A 23,249-nucleotide genomic window follows, 5' to 3' on the forward strand; every position below is an offset into this window, starting at 1 on the left:
TTTTTATCCTTTACATTTTTTATAATAAAATCATTAAAGGAGGTAGATAAAAATGAATGCGGTTACAATCGTTATAGCATCTGCTTGTATTTTAATGATTGCTTATCGTTTATACGGAACTTTTATGGCAGTAAAAGTATTAAAGCTTAACGATAAAGAAAAAACCCCAGCACATGAACTAAATGACGGAAAGGACTATGTACCAACCAATAAATGGGTTACCTTTGGACATCATTTCGCAGCAATAGCGGCAGCCGGTCCTCTTGTAGGACCTATTCTAGCTGCACAGTTCGGGTATTTGCCTGGATTGATTTGGCTATTAATTGGGGCTGTTATCGGAGGAGCTGTCCATGATGCAGTGGTATTATTTGCGAGTATGAGAAAAAAGGGCAAATCATTATCTGAAGTAGCAAAGGAAGAACTCGGCCCTGTTGCAGGTTTTTGTACAGGACTTGCTATGTTATTTATTATTACCATTACCATGGCTGGTTTATCGATGGTAGTTCTACATGCATTAGAGAGAAATCCATGGGGAACATTTTCGGTAGGGATCACGATCCCGATTGCGATGGGAGTAGGCATATTTTATAAGAAAACAGGTAATCTCAAACTATGCACAACCATTGGATTTATTCTGTTAATGATAGGTGTGTTTGTGGGACCAATGATCCAAGATACCGTACTGGGAAATTGGTTAACACTTGATACAAAAACATTAGCTATTATTCTTCCTATTTATGCATTCTTTGCAGCTGCACTACCTGTATGGCTGTTATTGGCACCGCGAGATTATTTAAGTAGCTTTATGAAAATCGGTGTATTTATCGCCCTTATTATTGGTGTATTTATTATTAACCCCGCTATTGAATTTCCTGCATTTACGGAATTTGTAAATGGAGGGGGACCAGTTATCGCAGGACCAGTATGGCCGTTTATTTCCATTACGATTGCATGTGGTGCTATTTCCGGATTTCATGCCTTTGTCGGCTCTGGCACAACACCAAAGATGCTTGATAAGTGGAGTGATATTAAAGTCGTTGGTTTTGGTGCGATGCTTGTCGAATGTTTAGTAGGGATTATGGCCCTTATTGCTGCAACTGCTCTTCATCCAGGAGATTATTTCGCAATAAATTCCAGCCCAGAAGTATTTCGAACACTTGGTATGAGTGTTATAAACTTACCAGAACTAAGTCGTGAAATCGGCATTGATTTAGAAGGAAGAACGGGAGGAGCAGTTACCTTAGCTGTTGGAATGTCATATATTTTCACAGAAATTTCTTGGTTCTCCCATCTAGCATCTTATTTCTTCCAATTTGTGATTATGTTTGAAGCTGTCTTTATATTAACAGCCATTGATGCAGGGACGAGAACTGCACGCTATTTAATTCAAGATTTTCTTGGTGAGTTCTACAAACCATTAAAAAAAGTGGATTGGCTGCCTGGTTCTATTTTCGCAAGTGCATTAGCATGTTTAATGTGGGGATATCTCTTATTCTCAGGAGATATTAGCTCGGTATGGGCACTATTTGGTGTCTCAAATCAGCTCATGGCAACGATCGGGCTGATTGTTGGAGCAACCGTTATTTTAAAAATGGCTGATAAACGTAGATATATGCTGACCTGCCTCATACCGATGGCATATTTATTTGTAACAGTAAATTATGCTGGGGTGTGGATGGTTAAAAACGTTTATTTAAACCCAGAAGCGTCAGGTTATAATGTGCTTAATGCCGTACTATCAATTATCATGCTAATATTAGGGGTTATCATTATTATAGCTGCAACAAAAAAATGGTTTGACACCTGGAATACGCCCCGCTTTCATGTGGAATCAACGAATCTAAATTAAGATAGAATGGTTTAAACTAAGTTTTCCTGTCAAAGCTATACCCAAATAATCTACGAATCTTGCTGAGTTATTTCGTATGATTGTTTGGGTTTTTTATTCGTGTGAAAATTGAATTTCCATCTGACTTATATTTAAAAATGGAAGTGAATATTAAAAGATTTTGATTTGGTTTTACTCCCATGTCCATTTCCACTTGCATATATCCTCACTATCTTCCTCCCATAAATAGATTTCAAAAATAAAAATAATAAACGAATCATAATAAGTGTATTCTAAGTAAACATATATTTAAAATTTTATTGTCAAGAGTTTAACTTTATGGAATTATGGATATTAAGGGAAAAGTATTTTTGTTCCATACATATTTGTTTTAATAAAAATTTTATTGACATAAATATGATCAATTAAAGTAAGGAGTTCTTCTATGGATTATAAACACAGTGAAACAAAATGGATGGTGGCCATTTGTTTTTTTGTATTTTTATCTGTGATTTTAAACATCTTTGCTGCATCGATAAATAAAGAGCTGTTTATTCTGCTGCAATTAATTATTACTAGTGGCTTATTATATGTTTTTTATCAATTAATAAAAAAGTTCACCTACATACTCGGCGAATTTGCTCAAAGCAATAAAAAATTACAGTCAATTTTTGACACTTTGGATATTGCGATTTGGTTTCATGATTTAAAAACAAATAAATTAATGGTCACTGCAGGGATTGAAGCTATTTATGGTTATTCATCAGAGGCATTTTATAAAAATCATAATTTGTGGAAAGACGTTATCCATCCAGCTGATCAAGAGGTTTTAGTAGAACGAGCGGAGCTTCTAACCCATCAAGATGTCGTTGTCAGCACTTATCGTATTATTAAACCAGATGGGAAGATTCGCTGGATAAAGGATAGAGGCATCGCTGTGTTTGACAAATCGACTAGGGAGATGACTGAGTTTACAAGCGTGTTAATTGATATAACAGATAGCAAAGAAAATGAAGATAAATTTAGTAAATTGGTCGACATATCACCAGACATTGTTGCAGTAACAGTTGATTACAAGTTTCATTATATAAATAAGGCTGGCATCAAAATGTTAGGAAAAGACTATAATTCCATACAGGGGCTTGCAGTAAAAGATTTACTTTCTGAAGCCACTTATCAAAATATCGTTCGACAATATAAAAAAAGCAAAAAATTAAATCAAAATGTAGTTGAGATGGAAGTTGAATTAACGAAAGACTTAGCGGAAAACGTATTCTTAGAAATCAATTGCATGCCAATTCTTTTTGGAGGACAAGAAGCTGTTTTGATTGTTGGAAGAGATATCACATCCCGGAAACAGGCGGAATTAAAAATTAAGGAATTAGCATTTATAGATACGCTGACAAAATTACCGAATCGAAACAGTTGTATGCATCATTTAAATGATCGACTCTATAACCAAGAAGTGGAAGCAATGTCCATATTATTTTTAGACTTAGATCAATTTAAACGGATAAATGATACGAAAGGACATGGAACAGGAGATATCATTTTACAAAAAGTATCTACTATCCTTCAATCAGCTATCGACAAAAATGATTTTGTTGCCCGTCTCGGGGGAGATGAATTTTTAATCATATTAGAAAACAAAACAAAATTAGAAACAGCTGAGACTGCCCAAAAAATAATAAACCAATTTTCTTATCCTATTGTAGTGAAACAAGATGAATTCTTCGTTACACCAAGTATTGGCATCAGCATGTTTCCATCAGATGGAAAAGATCAAGAATCATTAATAAAAAATGCTGATACAGCCATGTATGTTGCCAAAGATCACGGCAAAAACAATTTTCAATTTTACTCCGCTTCCATTGCAGAAAAAGGCGCAAGAAAGATGGAATTGGAGATGGCACTACGCAAAGCTATTTTAAATAAAGAAATAGAATTATACTATCAGCCACAAGTAAATATCCATACAGGCAGCATATTTGGTGTTGAAGCTCTCCTACGTTGGAAACACCCGGTATACGGCTATTTGTCTCCAGATGAATTTATACCAATTGCTGAAGAATCCAATTTAATATTAACGATTGGAGAATGGGTCATAACGGAGGCATTTGCGCAGAAAAAGAAATGGGAAAGAGAAGGAAAAAAAGATTTAAAACTTGCTATCAATATTTCTGCTCGACAATTTCAATACATTGATTTCATTTCTTTTCTACAAAAAGAAATAGTAAGATTAGAAATAGATCCAAAGAAAATCGAGTTAGAGATAACGGAAAGCATTATGCAAAATATTGAATTAGCCCAAATAGAATTAGCTAATATTAAAAAGCTTGGCTTTCAAATATCGATAGATGATTTCGGCCAAGGTTATTCTTCGTTAAGTTATTTGAAATCACTGCCTATTGATACCATTAAAATTGATAAAACGTTTATTGATGATATCAGTCATCCTATTCACAAAGGCTCTTTAGCTAAAGTCATTATCGATATGGGTCATAATATGAATTTCCTTGTCATTGCAGAGGGAGTAGAAACAAAAAATCAAATCGATTTTCTCATAAACCACCAATGTGATATCGTACAAGGATACTACTTTAGCAAACCATTGACTTCATCTGAATTAGAAAAATTCTATCTATAAATCAGAAACCTTTTTCATTTTTTGTTTCTAAGGATATACTAATCTTATTAAGAAATTCTTTTTTGTATTTTATAAAAAGGGATGTAAAAATTTTTCGTAAAGTTGGTGAAAAAATGCCTTGTCAATCTAATGAGGAATTAGAAAGTATATTGTTAGAAGCAAAACAATATACACATAATGGGAAAGTTGCTGATTATATCCCAGCTCTTAGCAAAGCAAATCCTGATGATTTATCTGTAGCTATTTACCACCATGATGGTACTTGTTATTCAGCAGGCTGCATTCATGAGAAAATTACTTTACAAAGTATCTCAAAAGTCATTACTTTAGCATTAGCACTAATTGAATCAGGAGAAGAGTACGTTTTTAGTAAAGTTGGCTATGAGCCTACTGGCGATCCATTTAATTCTATTGTAAAACTAGAAATGAGTAACCCGTCGAAGCCGTTAAATCCTATGATAAATGCAGGTGCCCTTGCAGTTACCCATATGATAAAGGGGAACTCCGTGGATGAACGCTTCCAGAAGATTATTGAATTTGTTAAGCTCTTATCAGGAAATAGTGATATTGGTTATTCAGCGGAGGTAGCTGAATCAGAGTTTGAAACATCTCATTTGAATAGAGCACTTTGTTTCTTTATGAAACAACATGGCATCATTAATGAAGATGTGGAGGAATTATTAGATTTATATACAAAGCAATGCTCTATCGAAGTAAATTGTTTAGATTTAGCGCGAATCGGAATCGTATTTGCTTTAGATGGAAAGGAACCTGTCACAAACAAACAGTTAATGCCAGCACATGTAGCTCGCATTTGCAAAACATTTATGGTTACATGCGGAATGTATAATGCTTCTGGAGAATTTGCTGTTCGAGTCGGAATCCCTGCAAAAAGTGGTGTCTCCGGCGGAATATTAGGGGCCGTTCCTTCCCGTTTTGGAATTGGTATTTCTGGTCCTGCGCTTGACGACAAAGGCAATAGTGTTGCAGGATTAAAACTATTAGAAATCCTTGCAAAAAAATATGATTTAAGCATGTTTTATTAATAAAACTTATCACTAATTCTTCTATGGAAAAAGGAAGGATTAGTGATTTTTTGGTTATTCCCCAATCTGTTCGGGTAACATAATTGTACCAATTGTTTAAAAGGGGGATAAACATGAGTTTAACACCTCAACAGCGTATAGAATTACATGGTTTTAACAATTTAACAAAGTCATTGAGCTTCAATATGTATGATATCTGTTATACTCGAACAAAAAGGGAACGAGAGGCTTATCTTCAATATATCGATGAGCAGTACAACGCTGAGCGTCTGACGAAAATCTTGAAAAATGTTTCCGATATTATTGGCGCACACGTTCTAAATATTGCAAAGCAAGACTATGAACCACAAGGAGCAAGCGTAACACTGCTCGTATCTGAGGGACCAGTTGCTGAAGCTTCAAAAGAAGTATTTGAGGAATCTCCTGGACCACTTCCAGGCTCAGTGGTTATGCATCTCGACAAAAGTCATATAACGGTACATACATATCCTGAATATCATCCAGATGAAGGAATCAGTACCTTTCGTGCTGATATTGATGTTTCAACGTGCGGGGAAATTTCGCCATTAAAAGCTTTAAACTATTTAATCCACTCTTATGACACAGACATTATGATAATGGACTATCGTGTAAGAGGATTTACCCGAGATATACATGGTCATAAACTATTTATCGATCATGATATCAATTCCATTCAAAACTATATTCCCGAAGAGACAAAATCACAATTTGATATGATTGATGCCAATATCTATCAAGAAAATATATTTCATACAAAATGCAAGTTAAAACAATTCCATTTAAATAATTATTTATTTGGCTGCAAAGAAGAAGAATTATCTGAAGAAGATCGGATATTGATAACAGCAAAACTCACACAGGAAATGAATGAAATTTTTTATGGGAAAAATATAAAGTGATTTATTACAAAACTGGCGACGTCTTTTAAATAAAAGCGAAGCCAGTTTTTTCATTAAGTTATCAAACATCATATTTAGGAAAAACATGGTAGATTCCATTGCATAATTATACTTTATATATTATTTTTAAACATGTTTTTCTAGCTTTTTTTTTAAAAATTGGTAAACTATTATTGTAGAAAGATAGAAAGGTGCGAAAATGATGAAACAAATCATCCTAGATACAATTAATGAAAACGAAGCAAAATTTAAAGATATTAGTATTTATATTGGAGAAAATCCTGAGTTAGGCCATGAAGAATTTAAAGCATGTGAAATTTTAACTGACACCTTAAAACAGCATGATTTTAACGTAGAAATAGGAATCTGTGATTTACCTACTGCCTTTAAAGCAACCTTTGACAGCGGCAAAGCTGGTCCAGTTATCGGCTTTATGGCAGAATATGATGCACTTCCTGAACTTGGACATGCATGTGGACATAATTTGATCGGTACTATGGGAATTGCTGCCGGAATTGGTCTTAGTAAAGTTTTAAGCGAAACAGGAGGAAAAGTGATTGTTTACGGCACGCCTGCTGAGGAAACGAAAGGCGGCAAAGTAACAATGGCAGAGGCAGGAATTTTTGAAGAGCTAGATGTAGCGATGATGGTGCATCCATTAGATAGCTATATGAAGAGCGGCGATTCTCTTGCAATGGACGCTATCCAATTTGAATTCTTTGGCAAAGCTGCTCATGCAGCAGCAAGCCCACATTTAGGCATCAATGCACTAGATGCTGTATTACAGACCTTTAATAGTATCAATGCTCTAAGACAGCATATAAAGTCTGATGCTCGTATTCATGGTGTAATCACAGAAGGTGGAAAAGCGGCAAATATCGTCCCTGACTATGCTGTTGCACAGTTTTATGTCCGAGCAGGAAAAAGAGAAGAAGTAAATAAATTAGTAGAAAAAGTGAAACAATGTGCAGAGGGAGCTGCCCTGCAAACAGGTGCTACAGTTAAATCTAGTTTCTATGAATTCTCCTATGATGATATGATTACCAACCAAACTTTATCTGATTTATTTACAAAACAACTTGTTGATTTAGGCGTAGAACCATCTGAAATACAGGAGCAGCGGGATGGTTCAGGATCACTTGATATGGGCAATGTAAGCCAGGTGGTACCATCTATTCATCCCTATGTAAAAATCTGTAATGAGGCATACGCTTGTCATACTCATGAATTTAGAGAAGCTGCTATGTCTGATCAAGGTAGAGATGCCATGATTTTAGGTGCAAAGTCAATGGCCCTTACAGGTTTAGAAATTCTTACGAATAAAGAATTGTTAGCAAAAATCAAAGCAGAGTTTTTAAAAAATAAATAAATTCTAATTTCTCACGTTCAAACAATCAAGATTTGAATGTGAGGTTTTTTTTAAATTAAGGCATTTTTATGCCATTTATCCTCCTTTCGATAAGGAAAAAAAAGGTTCATTTATAATAAATAGTCCTATTCCCATTCGCAAAGGAACTATTAATCAAAAGGAGAAAAATACCAAAGCTAGTTATCATAGTATAACGATTAAAAGGAGTTTATATGCAAGCTTTTTTCTATTTTTATTCCTACTATCTTTCTATGGGGATTTTCGAACTTTCATTCCAAAAATCAGCTAGGATAATGGACAATGCTTTCGCCAAATTAAACAGTTAGACGAATATACCAACACGGAAATACCGATAAAAATGAAGCAAGTGGGCATGCTGCGAAAATATTGGAGAGATGTAGATAAACCTGTATCTAAGGATCAAATCTTTGCTATACTTGAAAACTATCTGTATTTCCATGATGATACGAAAAGCATATTTTTATGGAAAGAGGAAAATATATACAAAACCGTGGCATTTACTAAAATATCACAAATGGCTACTTATTTGAAAAGTCCAGCTTCCTTTGCAGCTGAAAAACTGTTTTTTGCAAACTCAACTGGACTCATCCCTGCATTTTCCCAGTGCATATACATCAATCGTGGTTCTTCAAACAGCCAATGGTTATGAAAGGCTGTTACAATTAATCCTCTTTTCCGTAATGCATCGAGCATTGGATTAACTTCTTTTTGAAGTAACACAGTTTCACCTAGATTAAGACCATTTTTTTCAAAGGACAACATATATGGAAGTGCTAGCGGGGAAAGAGTGCGACGTCCTAAAATGGTGGCTCGAATATCACTTCTGAGCCGCATAATTACACAAACTGGAGTCGATTGAATAACCTCACCACCGATAATATCCGCAAGTCTTTGACAAGTTGACACATTTTCAAACTCTCTTTTATTCACTTAAATCACCTCTACTTCTTATTCTCACTTATAAGTATATTCAGAAACATAAGACAAGTTGTAGACATATAATTTAGAGAAAAAACCCTTTCAAAGTTAAAACCTGTCAAAGCACCTCAAAATGTTGATTGTGCCCAAAAAATGGCAGTCCAACTCAATTATTAAACGCTTACTATTCATTCGTAATTCCATAAATTTGTACCTTGATAACATATAATTGTTAATCTTCCTTTGTTCTTTCATGGCGTGACTCCAAGTATAGGTGAATAGCAATAATAATCCCAGCGAAAGAGCGATGTCTCTTCTTAGTTCAACAATCAACAATAAGGAAAATGCAGTCCATTTCTGTAAGGCCAAAACTTAAAGTGACATAACTATTTCATAGGTTATGTAGGATAGAGCAGCCAAGTAAACTCACCGCTCTATAATCTTTTTAAATTATATAGTTTTGCATTAGCCACATCGTTTACACTATTACCATAAAAATTTCCCATTTTTTCTTTCGTTAATTTTTCTAGTGTTTTTACAGCCTTTTGAAATTCTATATCTGTCATTTGCCCAGTAGCAAGAAGGGAGCATAAAATAGCAAAGCCTATTGCTGTCGTATCAATATTTACTTCAACTGCCAAATCAACATCTGAATTTCCACTACTTTTTATAGTGTTAAACGATTCATTATCATTGTTAATTCTATTAAAAGTTTTAGAAAAACCCCAGGACCTTAATCTTTCTTCATTTCGAATAGAATTGTTGTTTTTTTTAACCATATTATCATCCTTTAAATAGTGGGGTACTTATGTACCCCACTTCACTATTACTTAATCAAAATCGATATCTGTGTTTTGGTCTTGATCATTATCTTGATCAGTTTCTTGATCTGCTCTAACACGTGCGTTGCTTCTGCTATTCAAACGGATATCTACACGTGAGTTCCCAGAGTTTGTAACACGAGCAGTATTGGTATTCTTATTTCTAACTTCTGCTTCAGCATCTGAATCTGCATCCGCACGTACATCATTATCTAAGTCAAAATCGTTATCAACATTCACCTCTGTTCTGCCATTATTTCTTCTATTTTTAGAAGAACCCTTAAAGTAACTTTGGTTACCAGCGCTGTCATAATCTCTTCTTGACATTCTATTCACTCCTTTCCTTTTCTTAATTTCAACTTATTCATAATAAGATAAGAAAGCATAGACAATTTCTCTACTGTTATCGCCTTTTTTTCGAGAATTGGTCTTGAATATAAGTAGATAAAGAATAATCAGCATGAAAATAACTATACAATTGTTTTAAATTTGTTGAATTAGTAATACATCCATCATAGAGAACCCAGGGTCTAGGTAAAATGCTAATGACAAAAAAAGATGAAACGTTGAAAATAAGACTAAAATAATAACAACTCAAATCAAAAATAATTCCGCATATTCACTATATGAGTCTTTATATTGGAAGTACTTTTTTTATATTTAATAATTCTATAGTAATTAAATTTTAGTAAAAATAAAGAATAGAAAATATTTACTTTTTTTATAATATTCTTTTTATACTCTTTTTCAACTATGCTTGAAAAATAATATTTTTGGGTAGTATTACTTCATATGAAAGCTTCTCAATAATTTTCATTGTGAGAAAAGCTACAAATTTTATGGAGTAGGAGAAATGATAGATGGAAAATCAGACATTGATGCAATTTTTCGAATGGCATTTAGACGCAGATGGTCAACATTGGAACCGATTAAAAGAAAAAGCAGGAGAATTAAAGGAAGCTGGTATTGATTCCATTTGGATTCCACCTGTGACGAAAGCTGCCTCCAATGAAGACAATGGATATGGCGTTTACGATGTATATGATTTAGGAGAATTTGATCAAAAGGGCAGTATTCGTACAAAATATGGAACGAAAAAAGAATTACTGGAAGCTATTGAGGCATGTCATAATGTCGGAATCCAAGTCTATGTGGATGTGGTAATGAATCATAAAGCAGCAGCTGATGAGAAAGAAACATTTAAAGCAATTGAAGTGAATCCGGAAAATAGAGAAGAAGAGATATCAGAACCACATGATATCGAAGCATGGACAAAATTCACTTTTCCAGGAAGAGGAGATACTTATTCATCCTTTAAGTGGAACTTCCAGCATTTTAACGGAACCGATTATGATAATAAAACAAAAAAAGAAGGGGTATTCCGCATTGTGGGCGATAATAAAATGTGGAATTCAAACGTCGATGATGAATTTGGAAATTATGACTATTTAATGTTTGCAAACATTGACTATAATAATGAGCTTGTCCAAAATGAAATGATTTCATGGGGAAAATGGCTTTACCAAACACTAAATTGTGATGGCTATCGATTAGATGCCATAAAACATATAAACCACGATTTTATAAAAAAATTCGCCACTTCCTTGCTGAAAGAAAAAGACGATTTTTATTTCGTAGGTGAATTTTGGAAAGCTGATCTGCAAGAATGTCAGGAATTTTTAGAGCAAATGGATTACAAAATCGATTTATTTGATGTCCCGCTACACTATAAATTGCACACTGCTTCTATGGAAGGAAGTAACTTTGATTTATCAACGATTTTCGAGGGAACGTTAGTAAAAGAAAATCCTCTTAATTGTGTAACATTTGTTGATAATCATGATACACAGCCAAATGAATCTTTAGAATCATGGGTAGAAGATTGGTTCAAACAAATTGCCTATAGCCTTATTTTACTTCGAAAAGACGGCTATCCAACTATATTTTACGGAGATTATTTTGGAATTGGCGGGGATGCGCCAATAGAAGGAAAAAAGGCAGCCATTGATCCCTTATTATATGTTCGCAAGAAAAAAGCTTACGGCAAACAGGATGACTATTTTGATAATCCAAATATAATTGGCTGGGTTCGCCATGGAGAAGCTGAAATAGAAAAATCCGGTTGTGCTGTTGTCATATCCAATAAGGATGATGGATTCAAGAAAATGTTTGTTGGTGAATCACGAAGGGGAGAAGAATGGATTGACTTTACGAACACAAGAAAAGATCACGTGACAATAGATGAAGATGGATACGGTGAATTTCCTGTTGATGCGAAGAGTGTTTCCGTATGGGGATTAGCTGATTAAAAAGATAGGGCATGTTGTTTTACGCAGCATGCCCCATCTTTTATGAGGAAAAGAATAATTTCATCATTCCTTGATAACCAAAGTACACGCCAAATATAACTAAGGAAGCACCAGAAATAATGGAAATGCCTCTTAAAGTTCCAATTGTAAGAAAACGTCTAAAGCTATTAGTTAAAGCAGCTACAATCAAGTCCCATAAAGTAAGACCAAGAAAAATCATACTGCTGTAGATCAATAAAGAACTAGTCCCATTTTCTTGGGCCGTTTTTGCTAATATCGAGCCATATATACCTAGCCAAAATAAAATAGATAACGGACTAGTTATAGACATGATAAATCCTGTTAAAAAACATTTAAACAAAGAATCTTTTCCTCGAAGGGAATCCAATTTAAGATGTTGGGCACCTACAATACTTTCCATCCCCGTATAAATCAAAACAAAGCCCCCAAATAGCCAGAGAAATATTTGAATGATATCTATTTCAAGAAAATGAACCATTCCTATGTACACCATTATCATAAAAACACCATCTGCAAGCATGGATCCAAAACCAACTATCCAAGCATGCCAAAAACCATTTTTTATTCCTTTGTCAATTCTCGCGGAATTTACTGGACCAATCGGAGCAGCTAATGTAAATCCTAGCAAGATATAGCTAAGTAAGATGGTGACACTGAACATTCGTCTCTCCCACATCCTTTCTTGTACATGCTATGTAAAAGAAAGCGATGATATGTAATTTTAATTAGAAAAATGAAAACTTATTTATAACGAATGAATCACTTCACTATATTAGTAAATACATCCAATAAATAACTAAATATAGATAATCGAGACCGTAAAAAAAAGAATAAACCATCTCGCTGTTCTTCTTTTTTATTTAGCGTTAATAATGGAATTTCTTTTACTTAGTACTTTATTTAGCATATAATAGTATACGCGAAAAAGATTCGAGAACTGATATAAACAAGGAGAATATACATGATAGTAAAAAGTGAACAAGACATTAACGGTTTAAAAGAAATCGGGAAAATCGTAAGCATTATCAGAGAGGAATTAATTAAAAATACAGTACCAGGAGTGACTACAAAAGAATTAGATAATCTAGCTGGAAAGTTATTTGCCGAACATGGTGCGGTTTCTGCTCCCCAAGATATGTATGATTTTCCAGGGTATACTTGTATATCTGTAAATGATGAGGTTGCACATGGAATCCCAGGAGATCGTGTCATTCAAGAAGGTGATTTAGTTAATATTGACGTTTCCGCAAGCAAAAATGGCTATTTTGCTGATACTGGAAAATCCATTGTAGTAGGAAATGGCGATCCTAAGCTTGTTAAACTCTGTGAAGTAGCGCAAGAAGCTTTTGAAGAAGGACTTAAATGCTTCAAACCAGGTGCGAAGAAGAATCGAATTGGAAAATTCGTATACAACACAGCAAAAAAGAACGGATTTACGGTAATTAAAAACCTGACAGGACACGGTATTGGAACATCTCTTCACGAGAAACCAGATCATATTCTAAATTATTTTGATTCTTGGGACACAGAATTGCTTCGTGATGGAATGGTTATTGCCTTTGAACCTTTTATATCTACCGGTTCGGAGGAAGTATATGAAGAAAATGACGGCTGGACATTCTCTACCAAAGAAAAAAGCTATGTTGCCCAGTACGAGCACACTGTAATAATTACAAAAGATAAACCAATTATTACAACTTTATAAATAGAAAGAAGTAAGCACTGTTTCAAAATAGAGCATCCGACCATAGACAAACACCTTTAAATTCAAGGTCTTTGCCTGTGGTCTTTTATATTCCTTTTTACTACAACTGTTTACTAAGATAAGAATAAGTATGAATTATTTGTTACGGGGAAGAAGCTGAAAAAGTGCAATTGGAGTTTTTAACATATTCCTTATTATATGTTCAGTTATGAAAAAATTGGTGATACAATGTATTTATATGCTTGCGCATACAAATATTGTAAATTAAAAGTTCGAACTAGGGAAAAGCACCGCTGCGTGAAATTCTGATTGGAGTGTTCTTGTATTACTTATTAAATGAAAAGGAGAGTATTTTTTGAAAAAGAAGAAGTTTCTAATCACCTGCTCAGTCTTCCTTATTGTTATTTTTTCCAGTGTTTATGTATATGCTTCGACTCTTTCCATTTCTGGTAAGTCAGACAATGGCATGTGGAAGTATACTTATAAGAAAAATATAGACCCAAGTGAGCCAACAGGCTGGCAGGGTAAATTAAAACAATTAGATAAACAAAAAGTGGAAGTAAAAGAATTAACATATACGGATAACGATGAGATATTAGCACAAACTGATTCCTTTGTGGAAGGAACAGATATAGATGGGTCAGTCACTACTCTGCATCCTTTTGCTACAGAATTTTATTTAGGGAATAGTCCGGAAAGAGGGCATATTTATAAAATGACTGTAAAATGGCAGAAAGAGGGAGAGACATATGAAGATACTTTCACGATTCATTAAACACTTGAACGATGTAATAGATTAATTTTAATTATATATTTCATCGTAAACTCCACATTTCTAAACAAACAAGCTCTGTTTTCAAGCAGAGCTTGTTTGTTTAGAAAAATTTAAAATTGACAATGTTTTTTAGAGAGCTCTTAAAACGATAAACGATGAAAGAACCATAATTGCGAATTTAGCGACATTTCCTTCTATTTATATATCCATTGACATTGATGGTCATATCTCGTAACCTAGTACATGTAATTTCATAATAAAATCCTTATCAGCTCGAGATGAGGTAGAGGTCGCGATTTTTATTAGTAAAAAGAGGGAAAGCCAGAGAGCTTATTGATTGCTTTTGAAAGGAAATATCGCCGAAGCACTATTATTCTCTGATAATAGTAGCTGGGTCTGCATACGAATAGGTGCAGAACTGTCATAGGATCTTACTATGATGAACTATCCTGTTATCTGATGGTGTTTTCGAATTTCACACCATTTAAAGGTGTGTTTTTTTTATGCCTTGGAAATAATAAAAATACAATTTATTGTATACAGATATAAGGCTTCAAGTAAATCTCCTATGTCCTAGCATGAGCAAAATACATCATAAAGGAGACAAATATGAACACAAAAGGAAAATTAGGACTGGGGATCTTAATATCCTTAGTCGTTGGAAATATGGTTGGCTCAGGAATATTTATGCTGCCACGCTCATTAGCGGAAGTTGCAAGTCCAGCTGGCGTTATTCTTGCATGGTTATTAACCGGATTTGGTGTGTTAGTCACAGCCTTAGTATTTGGAAATTTAGCCATACGCAAACCAAAATTAACAGGTGGACCACAAATTTATGCGAAAGAGTTATTTAAACGAGGATCCAAAAAATCTACTTTATCTGGTTTTATGTCAACATGGGGATATTGGATTGGAAATTTAGCTGGTAATGTTGCCATTATTACTACTTTTGCTGGCTATTTATCCACTTTTTTCCCTATTCTAACAAGTGAAGCAGCATTATTCCATGTTGGCTCTTTTACCCTTTACGTGGGAAATGCGTTAACCTTCCTTGTTTGTACCATTTTATTATGGGGAACCCATTGGATCATTTTAAACGGGCTAGAAAATGCCGGGAAATTAAATATACTTGCTACATCTGCAAAAGTAATCGGTTTTATGCTATTTATTATTATTGCTTTATTTGCATTTGAAACAAGCAATATCCTTCCTTTTGCTGAACCGAAAGTTAATGCAGCAGGTCATTCGGTTGATCTATTCGGACAAATCAACAGTGCAGCTATAACAACATTATGGGCATTTATCGGGGTAGAGTCTGCCGTCGTTTTTGCCTCACGTGCAAAAAAACAGTCAGATGTTAAAAAAGCAACCATTATTGGACTATTAATTGCATTAGCAATCTATATTGGAATTAGTACACTTGTTATGGGAATCCTTTCTCAAAATGAATTAATCGCTTCGCAAAAGCCTTTAATCGATGCAATCGAAGCTGTTCTAGGACCAATTGCCGGTAAAATACTAGCAGCTATCGGATTAATCAGCTTATTTGGCTCTACAATCGGATGGATTATGTTAAGTGCAGAAGTACCTTATGCTGCTGCTAAACAAGGAATTTTTATTCCTGCTTTCTTAAAGGAAAATAAAAAAGGTATTCCAACCTTTTCTTTAGTCGTGACCAATATTTTAGGTCAATTGTTTATTTTCTCCACCGTATCAAGAAGTATTTCGCAGGCATTTGACTTTATCATTTATATTGCCACATTAAGCTATCTTGTTCCTTATTTAATTTCGTCAATCTTCCAATTAAAATTAGTTATTTCAGGAGAAACGTATACTTCCATGAAATCGAGAAGAGTAGACTTTGCTATTGGAATCATTGCAACCATTTATTCTATATGGGTAATTATTGCGGGAACTGCAGATATTAAAACATTTAGCTTCGGAGTACTTTTACTATTAAGCGGAATTCTTTTCTATAACCAATTGAATAAAGGGTCTAAACCAGAATAATACACATATCCGAGCGGCAAAAACCTTGTTTTTACCGCTCAGTTTCTTTTTGTAAAGGATTAAAGTGATTCACTCACTGTACTATCATCCCATTCCACTTCATGCTCTTTCGCAAGTTTATCTAGTTCATTCATATATTGTCGAATTAGTTTACGAGCTTCCTCCAGCATAGCATTTGCCTCTTCTACAAGTGTGATATCCTGTGTTTCTAGCGCTGTAAGTATTTTCACAAATGCATTGTATTGTGTGTCAGCGCCTTCGATATATATTTCATGAATTTCTCTTAATTCCTCTGTTTCCACTTGTACTGAATTCAACTCTTTAATAAATTCATTATAATTGGGAATAACGGTCGTTTGGATTGTATCATACATAGTCCAATCATCCATATAATTAATACCTGAAACTGAATCGTATGCAGAAACAGCCTTTACCTCTAATTCAAATGCTGTTTTCATATCCTCATTTACATATTCAAGTAAATCCTCTCGAACTGGATCGGCTGAACAAGCAGTAATTAAAAACAGAAAGGGTAAAAACAAGATTTTAATAACTTTTTTCACTACTCCACCTCCTTCTCCTTACTGTATGAACGAGTGGAAGTCCACTATGAAAGCTAATTGGAAAAAGATGAGCCTAATTTTTAAAACTATCTTGCAATGCAAAATACTATATGGTAAGATATGTTTAAAGATAGAATCTTGCTATACAATATAGCCGCTATCTTGTTAAACAATATAGCCTGAATAGAAAGGATATATGTCCATGTCAAAAAGTCAGATGTTAAAGGGAGTTTTGGAAGGATGTTTACTTGCGATTATTTCAAAAGGAGAGATTTATGGCTATGAAATGATTGAAAAATTAGAAGCTTATGGATTTACCATGATTAGTGAAGGAAGTATTTATCCTGTACTTTTACGTATGAAAAAGGAAGAGCTTGTTACAGTAGAAACAAAAGCATCTCCATCTGGTCCAAAGCGCAAATATTATTCCCTTTCGGATAAAGGAGCTAAAGTCTTAGATGAATTTGCTGACACGTGGACAGAACTGGCAACAAGTGTACATTGGTTATTAAAAGATATAAGGGAGGAGAAGTAAGTGAAATTATCGAAAGAAGCAGAAACTTTTGTGGAAAATTTACATCTATATTTATTAACAACGGGAAAAAAAGAAAAGGAAATAAAAGAGATTGTCGAAGAATTGACCGATCATTTACAAGAAGCAGAAGCAAATGGAAAGAATATATCGAAAATAACAGGAAATTCCCCGAAAGCATATATGGAAAGTTTAGCAAATGAAATGCAGACGGATTTAATCGAATGGGGGAAACTATTACCACATGTATTTATTAGCTTAATTGCCTATACCTTAATCGGGAAAATTATCTTAGGGGAAAATCAATTATCTTTATTAGTTGGATTAGGTTCTCTATTTATAAGTGTTTTCATGCTTGGGATGTACGTTGTCATATTTCGTTACATTTCATCAAGAAATAGCTCAAATAAAAAAGCATTTGCCTTAATATTTCCCTTACAATTATTGATTATAGGAATGTTTTTTGTGTTAATGTTCTACGGGAATAATTATGGTCCAGTATACATGATTGATACGGTAACTAAACAACTCCTTTTCTTAATTGTTCCTTTTGTTTATTTATGTTGGTTTGCTTGGTGGAGTAAATCATGGGTTGTCTTTTTCCCTGTTATTCTCTATCTTCCAAACCTTCTAGTAAAACCTTTGCCTATGTCAGAAGAGATGAAGACTTTAACATCGTCCATTATTTTCTTTGTTTTCATGTTTGGGTATTTTATCTTGGTAATTTGGCAAGGAAAAAAAGCAAAAAAAAATACTTAATAACCTCTTAAAGCATATCAGAAAAAGATATGCTTTTTTTATAAAAAACAATTGAATATTAATTCATAATAATGTATAAATATAATTATGAAGATTCGGCGATTAAAGGGGAAAAGAACCATGAAATATTTTATAACAGAAGAGCTGCCATCATTCACAAAGTTTGCTCAATTACATGAGGACAGCGGTTTATTAAATAACAAAAAAGGAAACTATACCAGGGAGCAGTTGTATGAAGCAGCAAAAAACAGCTGGTATTCTGTTTCTATTTATAATGATAATGATAAAAAACTTATCGCCTTTGGTCGTATGATATCAGATGGAGTATATCAAGCATTAATTTGTGATGTAATGGTTGATCCTAATGAGCAGGGCAAAGGATTGGGGAAGCAAATAATCGAAAAGCTTGTATCTAAATGCCAACAATCAGGTATTCAATCCATTCAATTATTTTCGGCTAAAGGAAAACATCCCTTTTATAAAAAATTAGGATTCATAGAAAGAGAACAAGACGCTCCTGGCATGTCTCTCCATCTTTAAAAACCGCATTTTGGATGTGGTTTTTTATTTTTTCTTGTGCATATCCAACCTTATTCTGGTAACACTATTTACGTACATAAGGTGGAGGCATGTAAAGAAGAAGTACAATCACTTTTTTCTAGAAAAAGTCTGACCCAATAGATAAAGTCATCCGCTCGATTAAAACCAGCAAACCGAAGAACTCTTATCAATATTGATCTAATTTCCTTTCCTTGTTACTTACAACAAGTTACATAGTTTAAAAAAATTTCTTCCATTTGATATCTTTTAAAAATATGTTTTCATTCCTATACCAGAATTTGCATGTATATAAATAGGTTAACCAAGAAATTAATGGGTAAAAGTAAATAGACAAAAGCATGTAATACACTTAATATTTCATGCTTTTGTTCGTATCATGTAAGTTTTTTGGGAAGGATAGTAAAAAAATAATACAGTAACCCCAATATTTATTTAAATAGTTATACCCATCATTTACTTCCAATAGCATGAATTAGCATATATTGGATACAACTAATAATGACTAAATACTAGGAGGTTATTTTTTTGGCAGAGAAAAAAGATATGAATAATGAAAAGGGGCAAGATCAGGATCGAGAAACCTTAACAACAAGACAAGGACATCCTGTATTAGATAACCAAAACATCCGTACTATTGGGAATCGCGGCCCTGCTACACTTGAGAATTACCACTTTATTGAAAAGATCTCCCATTTTGATCGTGAAGAAGTGCCAGAGCGTGTCGTACATGCACGAGGCTCTGGAGCATTTGGTTATTTTGAAACTTACGGAAAAGTAGGAAATGAGCCGGTAGAAAAGTATACTCGTGCAAAAGTATTTTCCGGAGCAGGGAAGAAGACACCATTGATGGTTCGTTTTTCTACTGTTGCTGGGGCGAAGGATTCACCTGAAACAGCACGCGATCCACGTGGATTTGCTGTAAAAATGTATACTGAAGATGGAAACTGGGATTTGGTTGGAAATAACCTTAAGATATTCTTTATTCGTGATGCCATGAAGTTTCCAGATATGATACATGCCTTTAAAGCAGATCCAGTTTCAAACGTACCAAACCCACAACGTATGTTTGATTTTGTTTCCCGCACTCCTGAGGCTACACATATGATAACCTTCCTCTTCTCACCATGGGGTATTCCAGCTACATATCGTCATATGCAGGGTTCTGGGGTAAACACTTATAAATGGGTAAATGAACAAGGTGAAGCAGTATTAGTAAAATACCATTGGGAACCAAAACAAGGCATTCGCAATTTGACGCAAGAGGAAGCAGAATCTATTCAAGCCAAGAACGTTGGCCATGCGACACAAGACTTATATGAAGCAATCGAGCGTGGTGATTATCCAGAATGGGAGCTTTACGTGCAAATAATGGAGGATGATTATCATCCAGAACTAGATTTTGATCCTCTCGATGATACGAAGCTTTGGCCAGAAGATAAATTCCCATGGTTGCCAGTTGGGCGTATGGTCCTCGATCGTAATCCGGTCGATTTCCATACCGAAATTGAGCAAGCTGCTTTCGGTACTGGTGTACTTGTAGATGGAATGGATTTTTCTGACGATAAGATGTTACAAGGGCGCACCTTCTCTTACTCTGATACTCAACGCTATCGTGTTGGTGCAAATTATCTGAAAGTACCAGTAAACGCACCAAAAGCACCTGTGCGCACAAATCAACATCGCGGCCAAATGGATGTACGTGATCCGAAAGAATCTGGGGAAAACCCACATATCAACTATGAACCATCTATGCTTGGTGGTTTTAAAGAGGCAGGGAAAGAAGAGCGGGTACCTCATCAGCCGACCTATAATGCTGCGGCGATGAGTGCACCAATAGACCGACCTAATAACTATGGACAAGCTGGTCACACATACAGAAGCTTTGAAGATTGGGAGCGCGAAGAATTAATAAAAAACCTATCGGAAGCACTGGCAATCTGTGATAAAAAAATTCAAGATGCGATGATTGAACACTTTACACAAGCAGATGAAGATTATGGCCGCCGTGTGAAAGAGGGCATCGAAACGAAAATGAAAGAGATGAAAGAAACGGCAAAGGATAATGTTCCAGGGCGTGAAGCAGGTCAATCAAAATATGGGCAAGGAACAATAGATGCCAATGAAGCAACAAAAGATGCAGTGAAGAAAAGCCATGAAGCTGACCCTTATTAATAAGTGGAATGGTAGATAAAAAGGTAGCTACTAAAAGTTCTTATTAAGTTGATGGGAGACACATTTAAAATTGTGTCTCCTTTTTGGTATTTTTAGGCCTGTTAACCACCAATTTCACAATCCTTAGTGGCAATTATATTCCATAAAGTTCTTATGTGCCAACCACATCAATCATTCTTTTCCTCTATAATAACATTAATTGACATCCCTTATGAAATATGATATTTAATTAATAGATTAGCACTCATCACATTTAAGTGCTAATATTATTACATAAGATAAAGAAGAAAGGGTGCAGGAAAATTGATCGAAACGAAAGAATTTAAAGCGGAATCCAAACGTTTATTAGAAATGATGATCAACTCCATCTATTCGCAGCGGGAAGTATTCTTACGTGAGTTAATTTCAAATGCTAGTGATGCAATTGATAAAATTTATTATAAAGCTTTAACAGATGACTCTATTAATTTTGAAAAAGATAATTATTTTATTAAAATTACTGCTAATAAAGAAAACCGTACGTTAACCATTTCTGATACTGGTATTGGAATGACAAAGGAAGAATTAGAAGCAAATTTAGGTACAATTGCTAAAAGTGGTTCCCTTGCTTTCAAAATGGAAAATGAAGCGAAGGATGGCCATGATATTATTGGGCAATTCGGTGTAGGTTTCTATGCAGCGTTTATGGTCGCAGATGAAGTAACCGTTATTACTAAATCACTGAATAGTGATACAGCTTATAAATGGATGTCAAAAGGTGCTGATGGTTATACCATTGAAGAAACGGAGAAATCAACAATCGGTACCGATATTATCCTTACAATTAAAGAAAATGCAGAAGAAGAGCAGTATGATGAATTTTTAGAAGAATATCGTTTAAAATCGATTATTAAAAAATACTCTGACTTTATCCGTTACCCAATTAAAATGGATGTAACGACAAGTAAGCTAAAAGAAGGCACAGAAAATGAGTATGAAGAAGTTAGCGAAGAACAAGTCATTAACAGTATGGTTCCCATTTGGAAAAAGAATAAAAATGAGTTAACAGAAGAAGACTATCAAAATTTCTATGAAGAAAAACGTTATGGCTATGATAAGCCATTGAAGCATATTCATGTTAGTGTAGACGGAGCAATTCGTTATAATGCAATACTTTACATTCCTGAAAAAACACCGTTTGATTATTATTCTAAAGAGTATGAAAAAGGCCTAGAGCTCTATTCAAATGGTGTCTTAATTATGGAGAAATGCGCGGACTTGCTGCCAGATTACTTTAGTTTTGTCAAAGGGATGGTTGATTCTGAAGATTTATCCCTTAACATTTCAAGAGAAATGCTGCAGCATGATCGTCAATTAAAACGGATTGAAAAGAACTTAACAAAGAAAATTAAGAGCCAGCTCCTCAGCCTTTTAAAGGATGAAAGAGAAAAGTATGAATCCTTCTATAACTCCTTTGGAAGACAAATCAAATTCGGAGTCTACAATGATTTCGGGATGAATAAAGAAATGTTACAGGATCTTCTCTTATTCTATTCATCTAAAGAGAAAAAACTAGTATCATTAGATGAATATGTAGAAAGAATGCCAGAAGATCAAAAATTCATTTATTATGCAGCTGGTGACTCGATTGATCGTATCGAAAAACTTCCACAAACAGAATTAGTAGCAGATAAAGGCTTTGAAATTCTTTATTTAACAGATGATATTGATGAATTTGCGATAAAAATGATTGCAGCATATAAAGAGAAGGAATTTAAATCTGTATCAAGTGGAGATTTAGGACTTGATCAAGAGGAAGAAAAAGAGGAAAAAGAAGTAACGGAAGAGAACAAAGCGTTGTTTGATTACATGAAGGAGATTCTCTCTGGCAAAGTCAAAAACGTAAAAGTGTCTACCCGCTTAAAATCACATCCTGTATGCTTAACTGCAGAAGGGGAAGTTTCGATTGAAATGGAAAAAGTGTTAAGTATGATGCCGGACAATCAAAATATCAAAGCAGACAAAGTGTTAGAAATTAATAAAAATCATGAAATTTTCCAATCATTAAAAGAGGCTTATGAAAAGGACAAAGATAAAGTGGCTCTTTATACAAACCTTTTATATAATCAAGCCCTATTGATTGAAGGTCTGTCTATTGAAGATCCTGTCGAATTTACGAATAATATTTGTAAATTAATGAAATAAGAAAAAAAAGCGGCTGGGACTAAGTTTTCCAACCAAGATAAACTCGAACGATTATACGGAGAATACTAAGAGGATTTTCGGTAATCGT

Annotated in this window: 19 protein-coding genes and 1 riboswitch; of the genes, 14 read left to right on the forward strand and 5 right to left on the reverse strand. The window is 34.4% G+C overall.

Annotation, left to right across the window (positions count from 1 at the left end; translation table 11 throughout):
* The first annotated feature begins 52 nt into the window (after nt 1-52).
* From cstA to NSQ92_RS10690, 5 genes are all read left to right on the forward strand, one after another.
* On the forward strand, nt 53-1,849 hold the full coding sequence (cstA, locus tag NSQ92_RS10670) for a carbon starvation protein CstA (protein WP_341152769.1): 1,797 nt from the start codon (nt 53-55) through the stop codon (nt 1,847-1,849).
* Between the two features lie 424 nt (nt 1,850-2,273).
* A complete protein-coding gene (locus NSQ92_RS10675) occupies nt 2,274-4,475 on the forward strand; it encodes a sensor domain-containing protein (RefSeq protein WP_341152770.1) in 2,202 nt (733 codons plus the stop codon).
* A 113-nt stretch (nt 4,476-4,588) separates the two neighbouring features.
* Nucleotides 4,589-5,521 carry a glutaminase A gene (gene glsA, locus NSQ92_RS10680; RefSeq protein ID WP_341152771.1) on the forward strand — a complete coding sequence of 311 codons (933 nt, stop codon included), beginning with the start codon at nt 4,589-4,591 and terminating at the stop codon, nt 5,519-5,521.
* A gap of 113 nt (nt 5,522-5,634) precedes the next feature.
* Complete coding sequence (gene speD, locus NSQ92_RS10685; RefSeq protein WP_095320106.1) at nt 5,635-6,441, forward strand: adenosylmethionine decarboxylase; 807 nt, start codon at nt 5,635-5,637, stop codon at nt 6,439-6,441.
* Between the two features lie 202 nt (nt 6,442-6,643).
* Nucleotides 6,644-7,810: a M20 family metallopeptidase gene (locus NSQ92_RS10690; RefSeq protein ID WP_445669269.1), complete on the forward strand. Its 1,167-nt coding sequence runs from the start codon at nt 6,644-6,646 to the stop codon at nt 7,808-7,810.
* A 543-nt stretch (nt 7,811-8,353) separates the two neighbouring features.
* Here NSQ92_RS10690 and NSQ92_RS10695 read toward each other — a convergent pair.
* From NSQ92_RS10695 to NSQ92_RS10705, 3 genes are all read right to left on the reverse strand, one after another.
* Complete coding sequence (locus NSQ92_RS10695; RefSeq protein ID WP_369987995.1) at nt 8,354-8,761, reverse strand: DUF1259 domain-containing protein; 408 nt, start codon at nt 8,759-8,761, stop codon at nt 8,354-8,356.
* A gap of 422 nt (nt 8,762-9,183) precedes the next feature.
* Nucleotides 9,184-9,528: a hypothetical protein gene (locus NSQ92_RS10700; protein WP_235844415.1), complete on the reverse strand. Its 345-nt coding sequence runs from the start codon at nt 9,526-9,528 to the stop codon at nt 9,184-9,186.
* A 51-nt stretch (nt 9,529-9,579) separates the two neighbouring features.
* Entirely contained in the window at nt 9,580-9,897 is a 318-nt protein-coding gene (locus tag NSQ92_RS10705; protein ID WP_053215806.1) for a hypothetical protein, read from the reverse strand.
* Between the two features lie 533 nt (nt 9,898-10,430).
* Here NSQ92_RS10705 and NSQ92_RS10710 point away from each other — a divergent pair.
* On the forward strand, nt 10,431-11,879 hold the full coding sequence (locus NSQ92_RS10710) for an alpha-amylase (RefSeq protein ID WP_047944624.1): 1,449 nt from the start codon (nt 10,431-10,433) through the stop codon (nt 11,877-11,879).
* 40 nt (nt 11,880-11,919) lie between these two features.
* On the opposite strand, the gene NSQ92_RS10715 is transcribed toward NSQ92_RS10710, so the two are convergent.
* Nucleotides 11,920-12,561 carry a LysE family transporter gene (locus NSQ92_RS10715; RefSeq protein WP_095257273.1) on the reverse strand — a complete coding sequence of 214 codons (642 nt, stop codon included), beginning with the start codon at nt 12,559-12,561 and terminating at the stop codon, nt 11,920-11,922.
* 300 nt (nt 12,562-12,861) lie between these two features.
* Here NSQ92_RS10715 and map point away from each other — a divergent pair, with 300 nt between their 5' ends.
* From map to NSQ92_RS10730, 3 genes are all read left to right on the forward strand, one after another.
* Nucleotides 12,862-13,605, forward strand: a complete 744-nt coding sequence (gene map / locus NSQ92_RS10720; RefSeq protein ID WP_047944622.1) for a type I methionyl aminopeptidase — start codon at nt 12,862-12,864, stop codon at nt 13,603-13,605.
* A 355-nt stretch (nt 13,606-13,960) separates the two neighbouring features.
* Complete coding sequence (locus NSQ92_RS10725; RefSeq protein WP_341152773.1) at nt 13,961-14,380, forward strand: hypothetical protein; 420 nt, start codon at nt 13,961-13,963, stop codon at nt 14,378-14,380.
* 276 nt (nt 14,381-14,656) lie between these two features.
* Nucleotides 14,657-14,835: riboswitch (Lysine riboswitch) on the forward strand.
* A gap of 154 nt (nt 14,836-14,989) precedes the next feature.
* A complete protein-coding gene (locus NSQ92_RS10730) occupies nt 14,990-16,390 on the forward strand; it encodes an amino acid permease (RefSeq protein WP_047944620.1) in 1,401 nt (466 codons plus the stop codon).
* Between the two features lie 59 nt (nt 16,391-16,449).
* Here NSQ92_RS10730 and NSQ92_RS10735 read toward each other — a convergent pair whose 3' ends face one another.
* A complete protein-coding gene (locus tag NSQ92_RS10735) occupies nt 16,450-16,953 on the reverse strand; it encodes a hypothetical protein (protein WP_095257272.1) in 504 nt (167 codons plus the stop codon).
* A gap of 202 nt (nt 16,954-17,155) precedes the next feature.
* Between NSQ92_RS10735 and NSQ92_RS10740 the strand changes: the two genes are divergently transcribed.
* From NSQ92_RS10740 to htpG, 5 genes are all read left to right on the forward strand, one after another.
* The gene (locus NSQ92_RS10740; protein ID WP_047944618.1) at nt 17,156-17,488 is read left to right on the forward strand and encodes a PadR family transcriptional regulator; all 333 of its coding nucleotides are present in this window, start codon (nt 17,156-17,158) and stop codon (nt 17,486-17,488) included.
* The gene (locus NSQ92_RS10745; protein ID WP_341132553.1) at nt 17,489-18,244 is read left to right on the forward strand and encodes a DUF1129 family protein; all 756 of its coding nucleotides are present in this window, start codon (nt 17,489-17,491) and stop codon (nt 18,242-18,244) included. It abuts the gene before it with no gap.
* 120 nt (nt 18,245-18,364) lie between these two features.
* Nucleotides 18,365-18,784 carry a GNAT family N-acetyltransferase gene (locus NSQ92_RS10750; protein WP_061796118.1) on the forward strand — a complete coding sequence of 140 codons (420 nt, stop codon included), beginning with the start codon at nt 18,365-18,367 and terminating at the stop codon, nt 18,782-18,784.
* Between the two features lie 564 nt (nt 18,785-19,348).
* Nucleotides 19,349-20,977: a catalase gene (locus tag NSQ92_RS10755; RefSeq protein ID WP_235850031.1), complete on the forward strand. Its 1,629-nt coding sequence runs from the start codon at nt 19,349-19,351 to the stop codon at nt 20,975-20,977.
* A gap of 306 nt (nt 20,978-21,283) precedes the next feature.
* On the forward strand, nt 21,284-23,161 hold the full coding sequence (gene htpG, locus NSQ92_RS10760; protein WP_082138447.1) for a molecular chaperone HtpG: 1,878 nt from the start codon (nt 21,284-21,286) through the stop codon (nt 23,159-23,161).
* Nucleotides 23,162-23,249 lie beyond the last annotated feature (88 nt).

Source organism: Niallia sp. FSL M8-0099 (assembly GCF_038006945.1).
In the GTDB taxonomy this organism is placed as follows: Bacteria; Bacillota; Bacilli; order Bacillales; family Cytobacillaceae; genus Niallia; species Niallia circulans.